Origin of the sequence: Pseudomonas sp. MWU12-2037 (assembly GCF_023242345.1) — a bacterium.
GTDB lineage: Bacteria > Pseudomonadota > Gammaproteobacteria > Pseudomonadales > Pseudomonadaceae > Aquipseudomonas > Aquipseudomonas gingeri_D.
This window is the reverse complement of record NZ_JALLIZ010000016.1, coordinates 140318-146517: the sequence shown is the minus strand read 5'-3', so window position 1 is coordinate 146517 and position 6200 is coordinate 140318. Positions and strand designations below refer to the sequence as shown.

At 60.6% G+C, this 6200-nt stretch carries 6 protein-coding genes; 4 read left to right on the top strand and 2 right to left on the bottom strand.

The features are described from left to right. Positions 1-32 precede the first annotated feature (32 nt). The gene (locus M5B42_RS24600; RefSeq protein ID WP_248747266.1) at positions 33-1622 is read right to left on the bottom strand and encodes an ABC transporter substrate-binding protein; all 1590 of its coding nucleotides are present in this window, start codon (positions 1620-1622) and stop codon (positions 33-35) included. Between the two features lie 450 nt (positions 1623-2072). Between M5B42_RS24600 and rpmB the strand changes: the two genes are divergently transcribed. The 3 genes from rpmB to M5B42_RS24585 all read left to right on the top strand — a co-directional run bounded on the left by rpmB (position 2073) and on the right by M5B42_RS24585 (position 4024). Continuing rightward, a complete protein-coding gene (gene rpmB / locus M5B42_RS24595) occupies positions 2073-2306 on the top strand; it encodes a 50S ribosomal protein L28 (RefSeq protein ID WP_007921114.1) in 234 nt (77 codons plus the stop codon). A 12-nt stretch (positions 2307-2318) separates the two neighbouring features. Further along, entirely contained in the window at positions 2319-2474 is a 156-nt protein-coding gene (rpmG, locus tag M5B42_RS24590) for a 50S ribosomal protein L33 (RefSeq protein ID WP_003177274.1), read from the top strand. 161 nt (positions 2475-2635) lie between these two features. Further along, complete coding sequence (locus tag M5B42_RS24585) at positions 2636-4024, top strand: hypothetical protein (protein ID WP_248747265.1); 1389 nt, start codon at positions 2636-2638, stop codon at positions 4022-4024. Here M5B42_RS24585 and M5B42_RS24580 read toward each other — a convergent pair whose 3' ends face one another. Beyond that, positions 4025-4387: a cupin domain-containing protein gene (locus tag M5B42_RS24580; RefSeq protein ID WP_103497897.1), complete on the bottom strand. Its 363-nt coding sequence runs from the start codon at positions 4385-4387 to the stop codon at positions 4025-4027. 237 nt (positions 4388-4624) lie between these two features. Here M5B42_RS24580 and M5B42_RS24575 point away from each other — a divergent pair, with 237 nt between their 5' ends. Continuing rightward, the gene (locus M5B42_RS24575; protein WP_103497899.1) at positions 4625-6118 is read left to right on the top strand and encodes an aldehyde dehydrogenase; all 1494 of its coding nucleotides are present in this window, start codon (positions 4625-4627) and stop codon (positions 6116-6118) included. Positions 6119-6200: the final 82 nt, after the last annotated feature.

Genomic DNA, 6200 nt, shown 5'->3' with positions numbered 1-6200 from the left:
CGGCAAGCCGGCTCCTACAGGGTGTGCCGGTTTCAAGGCTTGAGGCTGACCTTGGAAAAATCCTGCCGCCCGAACGGACTCACTTCATAGCCCTGGACGTTCTTGCGCAGCAAGGCGAAGGCCGTCGGATGCGCCAGCGGCACCCACAGCGCCTGTTGCTGGATCTGCGCCTGGGCCTGCTCGTACAGCTTGCTGCGCACCCCTTGCTCGCTGGTGGTCTTGCCGGCACTGATCAGCTTGTCCAGGCCCGCATCGCAGTAGCGGGCGAAGTTGGTGCCCGATTTCACCGCCGCACAGGAGAATTGCGGGGTCAGGAAGTTGTCCGGGTCGCCGTTGTCGCCGGCCCAGCCCATGAACAGCAGGTCGTGCTCACCGGCCTTGGCCCGGCGGATCAGTTCGCCCCATTCGATCACGCGGATCTGCGCCTGGATGCCGACTTCGGCGAGATCGGCTTGCAACAGCTGGGCACCGAGGCTCGGGTTGGGATTGAGCAGGCTACCCGACGGACGTGTCCAGATGGTGGTCTGGAAACCGTCCTTGAACCCGGCCTTGGCCAGCAGGGCCTTGGCTTTTTCCGGGTCATGGGCGTAGCCGGGCAGGTCCTTGGCGTAACTCCAGGTGTTGGGCGGGTACGGCCCGTTGGCGGCCTCGGCGGTTTCTTCGAACACGGCCTTGAGGTAGCTGGTCTTGTCGACGGCGAGGTTGATCGCCTGACGTACCTCCGGTTTGTCCAGGGGGGGATGCTGGCTGTTGATGGCGACGAAAGCGGTCATGAAGGCCGCGGTTCTTTCCACCTTGAGCGTCGGCTCTTTACTGGCAGCCGTGACATCCAGGGGCTTGGGCGAGAGCGCGATCTGGCATTCGTTGCGCCGCAGCTTCTGCAGGCGGACGTTGGCATCGGGGGTAATGGCGAAGACCAGGTTGTCGACCGCCGGCTTGCCGGCGAAGTAGTCCGGGTTGGCGCTGTAGCGGATCGAGGCGTCTTTCTGGAACCGGCCGAACACGAACGGGCCGGTGCCGACGGGCTGGCTGTTGAGTTTTTCCGGGGTGCCCGCGGCCATCAGCTTGTCGGCGTATTCCGCCGGATAGATCGAGGCGAAGCCCATGCTCAGGGCCGCGAGGAAGGTCGAGTCGGGGTGGTCGAGGGTGAAGCGCACGGTCAGCGGATCAACCGCCTCGATTCGTTTGATCAGGCTCGGCAGTTGCAGCGACTGGGCGTGGGGGAAGCCGCTCTGGGCGATCTGGTGCCATGGGTTGGCCGGGTCGAGCATGCGTTCGAAGCTGAAGCGCACGTCGGCGGCGCTCAGGTCGCGGGTCGGCTTGAAGTAGTCGGTGTGATGGAATTTCACCCCCGGATGCAGCCTGAACTCGTAGACCAGGCCGTCGTCGGACACGGTCCAGCTGTCAGCGAGGCTGGGCACCAGCTTGCCGCTGTCGGCGTCGAAGTCCACCAGGCGGTTCATCAGCACGTCGGCCGAGGCATTGGTGGTGCTCAGCGAGTTATACTGCACCACGTCGAACCCGTCGGGGCTGGCTTCGGTGCAGACGCTCAGGGTGCTGGCGGCCTGGGCCGATACCCCGAGGAAGGGGACGAGCAATAGCGGTAGGGCAGCGAGACGCATATTCAGTATCCTTTGCAGGTCGTTGTCCCATCTGCGAGTGCAGTCTGGAAAAGTCCTACCCTAGAGGTATGGACGGTAATTGACTATCCCGTTTTTAGCGGATTTTTCAGTTTGCCTGCTTCCCCCGATATTTTCACCGCACGGTTTGGCGGGCCTTTTGCGCCGCTGGCCGGTGTTGTGCGACGAGCGGCCTTTCAGGGCGCCAGCCCAGGTTGCTGGCGTCCTGGCCGGTCATTGACGGTGCGCCGTCGAGGTTTTAATCGCACTTGATGTTGTTGCACCTGAGTCTTTCTGGTATAAAGCAGCGCTCTTTTCTAGGGGCCCGGTTCCTTCGCTTGTAGGTGTAGCCGGTAAGACCCTTAAAGAAACGCGGCGCCTGGCGCCAAATGACTGAGAGATTAAGCGGCCAACCCATGCCGGGTTGGGCATGTGGTTTTAGAGGGCTGAGGCATGTCTAGAGTCTGTCAAGTTACCGGTAAGGGTCCGGTGACTGGGAATAACATTTCCCACGCAAACAACAAAACCCGTCGTCGTTTCCTGCCGAACCTGCAGCATCACCGCTTCTGGGTCGAGTCCGAGAAGCGTTTTGTGCGTCTGCGCGTATCCGCCAAGGGCATGCGTATCATCGACAAGCGCGGCATTGATGTCGTGCTGGCCGAACTTCGTCGCGATGGCAAGGTATAAGGGAGCTAAATCATGCGTGAATTGATTCGTTTGATCTCGAGCGCCGGTACTGGTCATTTCTACACGACTGACAAGAACAAGCGCACTACTCCGGACAAAATCGAGATCAAGAAATATGATCCGGTTGTTCGTAAGCACGTGATCTACAAGGAAGGCAAAATCAAGTAATTGATTTTGTTTTTCGAGAAAAACCCCGACTGGTTCGGGGTTTTTTTTCGCCTTTTTTCGGCCGGCTCCTGCCTATTGCGTGGCTGATTCCTACATTTTTCCCGTTGCGCCTTTCCTAGACTGGGGTGAACACCGAAAGGATGCGGATGTGGAGAACGCTCATGATGATTGCGAGGATGTTTGGAATTCTGCTGCTGGTGGTCCTGGCGGCGGGGAGTATTGCGGTTTCGGCGGCTCAGTCGGCCAAGGCCGAAACCAGTACCGATGCCTACGTACGCAGGATGATCGAGGCCACTCGGATCGGCTGGTCCGCATTGGCCGCGTTCAATGAAATCACCCGTGTGTTTGCGGATGTCCAGTTGTTGACCAGCGACGGGCAGCGGGCCTGGCTGATGAGCGCGCAGGGGGGGAGCGAGATCGATATGGAGGCGGTCAGGGCGCTTGGGGTTTCCTACGAATACAAATCCTTTGACAAGATCCTCTGGCGGGGGCGTCCGTCTGTCTTTATCGGTCTGGGAAAGGAACTGCCGGCGGACGAGCTGCAGCGGCTGGAAGATCCGCGAGCGATTCCCGATGTGTTCAGTCTGGCAACCCACGAAGCCTTTCATTTTTACGCCGAGGACGAAAAGAGCTGGGCATTCTCCCCGGGATCGGATCGCAGCACTTTGTACCCTGCCGCCGCCGAGCCGCGCATGCATCGCAACCAGTTGATCCGCCACCTGCTGGCGGCGGCTCAGGGACGGGCCGATGCTTTGGGGCGGGCCAGTTATTGGTATCGCCAATGGTCAAGCGGGTATGCCGACGAGTTGAAGCGCATTCATGGCACTGATCGTTCCGAAGGTAGTGCGCGTTATGTGGAGGCGATTGTTCGGCCGCTGGTGCTGGGCGCGCGTCCACTCTCCCGTGAGTGGTCGGTACTCATGCTTGAGGAACTGAGCCTGCTGGCGCGAGATGATTATCTGGCTGCCGATCATGAAAGCTATGCGTTGGGTGCTTTAGCCGGCTATCTGCTTGAGCAGCAGGGTGTGGACTGGCTGCCGCGCGTCGCCCGGGGAGAAACGCCCGTAGCGATGCTGCTGGATTCGGTGCCGCCTCTGGATACTCCCCCTGACGAGTTGATGGGGCGACGTATTCGGGAGGTCATTGCCGAGTCCAATCGACAGACAGCGCAAGTTTTCGATTCGTTCCTGCCGCGTTTCAACGACCCGGCAGGGAAGCGTTTGCTGGTGCCGAACCAGGTTATGCAAGGGAGCTTCAATCCCACGCATTCCTACCGTCTGGCTACACAGCCCGAGAAAATTGAAGTCGGGATTGATGCCGCCTTCGTCTTGAACGATGGCCGCATTGACCTCAGGGCCGCGACGGTCGCTACCCATGTGAGCGAGGATTGTGGTCAGTTGGATCTTTACTGGATCTTGGCCCTGACCAGGGACGAGTTCAAGAAAACCGCTGACAGTCGGATGCGTTTCGAGCGCGATGACATCAAGGTGGATATTCCCTACCCGGCCCAGCCTGCCCAGGATCCGCGTATCTGGTGCGTCCAGGTCTGATCAGGCTTTCTGCTCGAACACCACATAGATCTTGCGGCAGTGCTCCAGCACCTCCCAGGTGCCCTTGAAGCCCGCCGGGATCACGAAACGATCGCCGGCGCGCAGGGTCTTGGCGTTGCCGTCCGCGTCGCGCAGCACCGAGACGCCCTGGACGATTTCGCAGTATTCATGTTCAGTGTAGTTCACCGTCCACTGGCCCACCGCGCCCTCCCAGACGCCGGCATTCATCTGCCCGCAGGGGCTGCCATAGTGGTTGTAGATGGTTTGCTCGGGATCGCCCTTGAACACTTTCTCCTCTGCCGGGCGAAAGCGTTCCGGTACGGTGGTGGCTTCGCTGAAATCGACGATGTCCTGGATACTCATGGTGCTCTTCCTCTGCGGTGACGGGCCTTGGGTCGCAAGCACCGAGTCTATGTTTATTAAAACGAACATGGCAACGGCGTTTGACGAGTCTTTGTCAAATATATTGAAACTTCAGGTGCCGCTGGTTTAGGGTGGTGGGTGCCATGGGCCTGAATCGGGGCTCGTTGGGCAGAATTCCGAACGGTGCTGGCGCAAGAGCGCACGGTTCCAGTATTTCAATAAGAGGAGGACACTCGAATGATCACCCTGACTCGTGCTGACTGGGAACAACGTGCCCGTGAGCTGAAGATTGAAGGCCGTGCCTACATCAATGGTGAATACACCGCCGCGGTCTCGAATGAGACCTTCGAGTGCATCAGCCCGGTCGATGGCCGCCTGCTGACCAGCGTCGCCAGTTGCGATGCGGCCGATGCCCAGCGTGCCGTCGAGAGTGCCCGCGCGACGTTCAACTCCGGTGTCTGGTCGCGCCTGGCCCCGGCCAAGCGCAAGTCGGCGATGATTCGTTTTGCCGCGTTGCTGAAGGTCAATGCCGAGGAGCTGGCCTTGCTGGAAACCCTCGACATGGGCAAGCCGATCAGCGACTCCCTGCATATCGACGTACCCGGCGCGGCCCAGGCCCTGAGCTGGAGCGGCGAGGCCATCGACAAGATTTATGACGAAGTGGCTGCCACTCCCCACGATCAGTTGGGTCTGGTGACCCGTGAGCCGGTGGGCGTGGTCGCGGCTATCGTGCCGTGGAACTTCCCGTTGATGATGGCTTGCTGGAAGCTCGGGCCGGCGTTGTCCACCGGTAACTCGGTGATTCTCAAACCTTCGGAAAAGTCCCCGCTGACCGCGATCCGCATTGCCGCCCTGGCGGTTGAAGCCGGTATTCCGGCGGGTGTGCTGAACGTGCTGCCGGGTTACGGTCATACCGTCGGCAAGGCCCTGGCCCTGCACCAGGATGTCGACACCCTGGTGTTCACCGGTTCGACCAAGATCGCCAAGCAACTGCTGATCTACTCCGGCGAGTCCAACATGAAGCGCGTCTGGCTCGAAGCCGGCGGCAAGAGCCCGAACATCGTCTTTGCCGATGCTCCGGACCTGCAGGCCGCCGCCGAATCCGCGGCCAGCGCCATTGCCTTCAACCAGGGCGAAGTCTGCACCGCCGGTTCGCGCCTGCTGGTGGAGCGTTCGATCAAGGACCGCTTCCTGCCGCTGGTGATCGAAGCGCTGAAGGCCTGGAAGCCGGGTAACCCGCTGGACCCGGAGACCAATGTCGGTGCCCTGGTGGATACCCAGCAGATGAACACCGTGCTGTCGTATATCGAATCGGGTCATGCCGATGGCGCCAAGCTGGTGGCCGGTGGCAAGCGGACCCTGCAGGAAACCGGTGGTACCTACGTCGAACCGACCATCTTTGATGGCGTGAGCAACGCGATGAAGATCGCCCAGGAAGAAATCTTCGGCCCGGTGCTGTCGGTGATTGCCTTCGACAGCGTGGAAGAGGCGATCAGCATTGCCAACGACACGCCCTATGGCCTGGCGGCGGCGGTCTGGACCGCGAACATCTCCAAGGCGCACCTGACCGCCAAGGCCCTGCGGGCCGGCAGTGTGTGGGTGAACCAGTACGATGGCGGCGACATGACCGCACCGTTCGGCGGCTTCAAGCAGTCGGGTAACGGCCGTGACAAGTCGCTGCACGCGTTCGACAAGTACACCGAGCTGAAGGCGACCTGGATCAAGTTGTAACGCCTCGGCTCTTGAGACCGCAGCGAAACTTGTGGGAGCCGGCTTGCTGGCGATGGCGTCTGTAAGGGCAATGCAAGGTCTG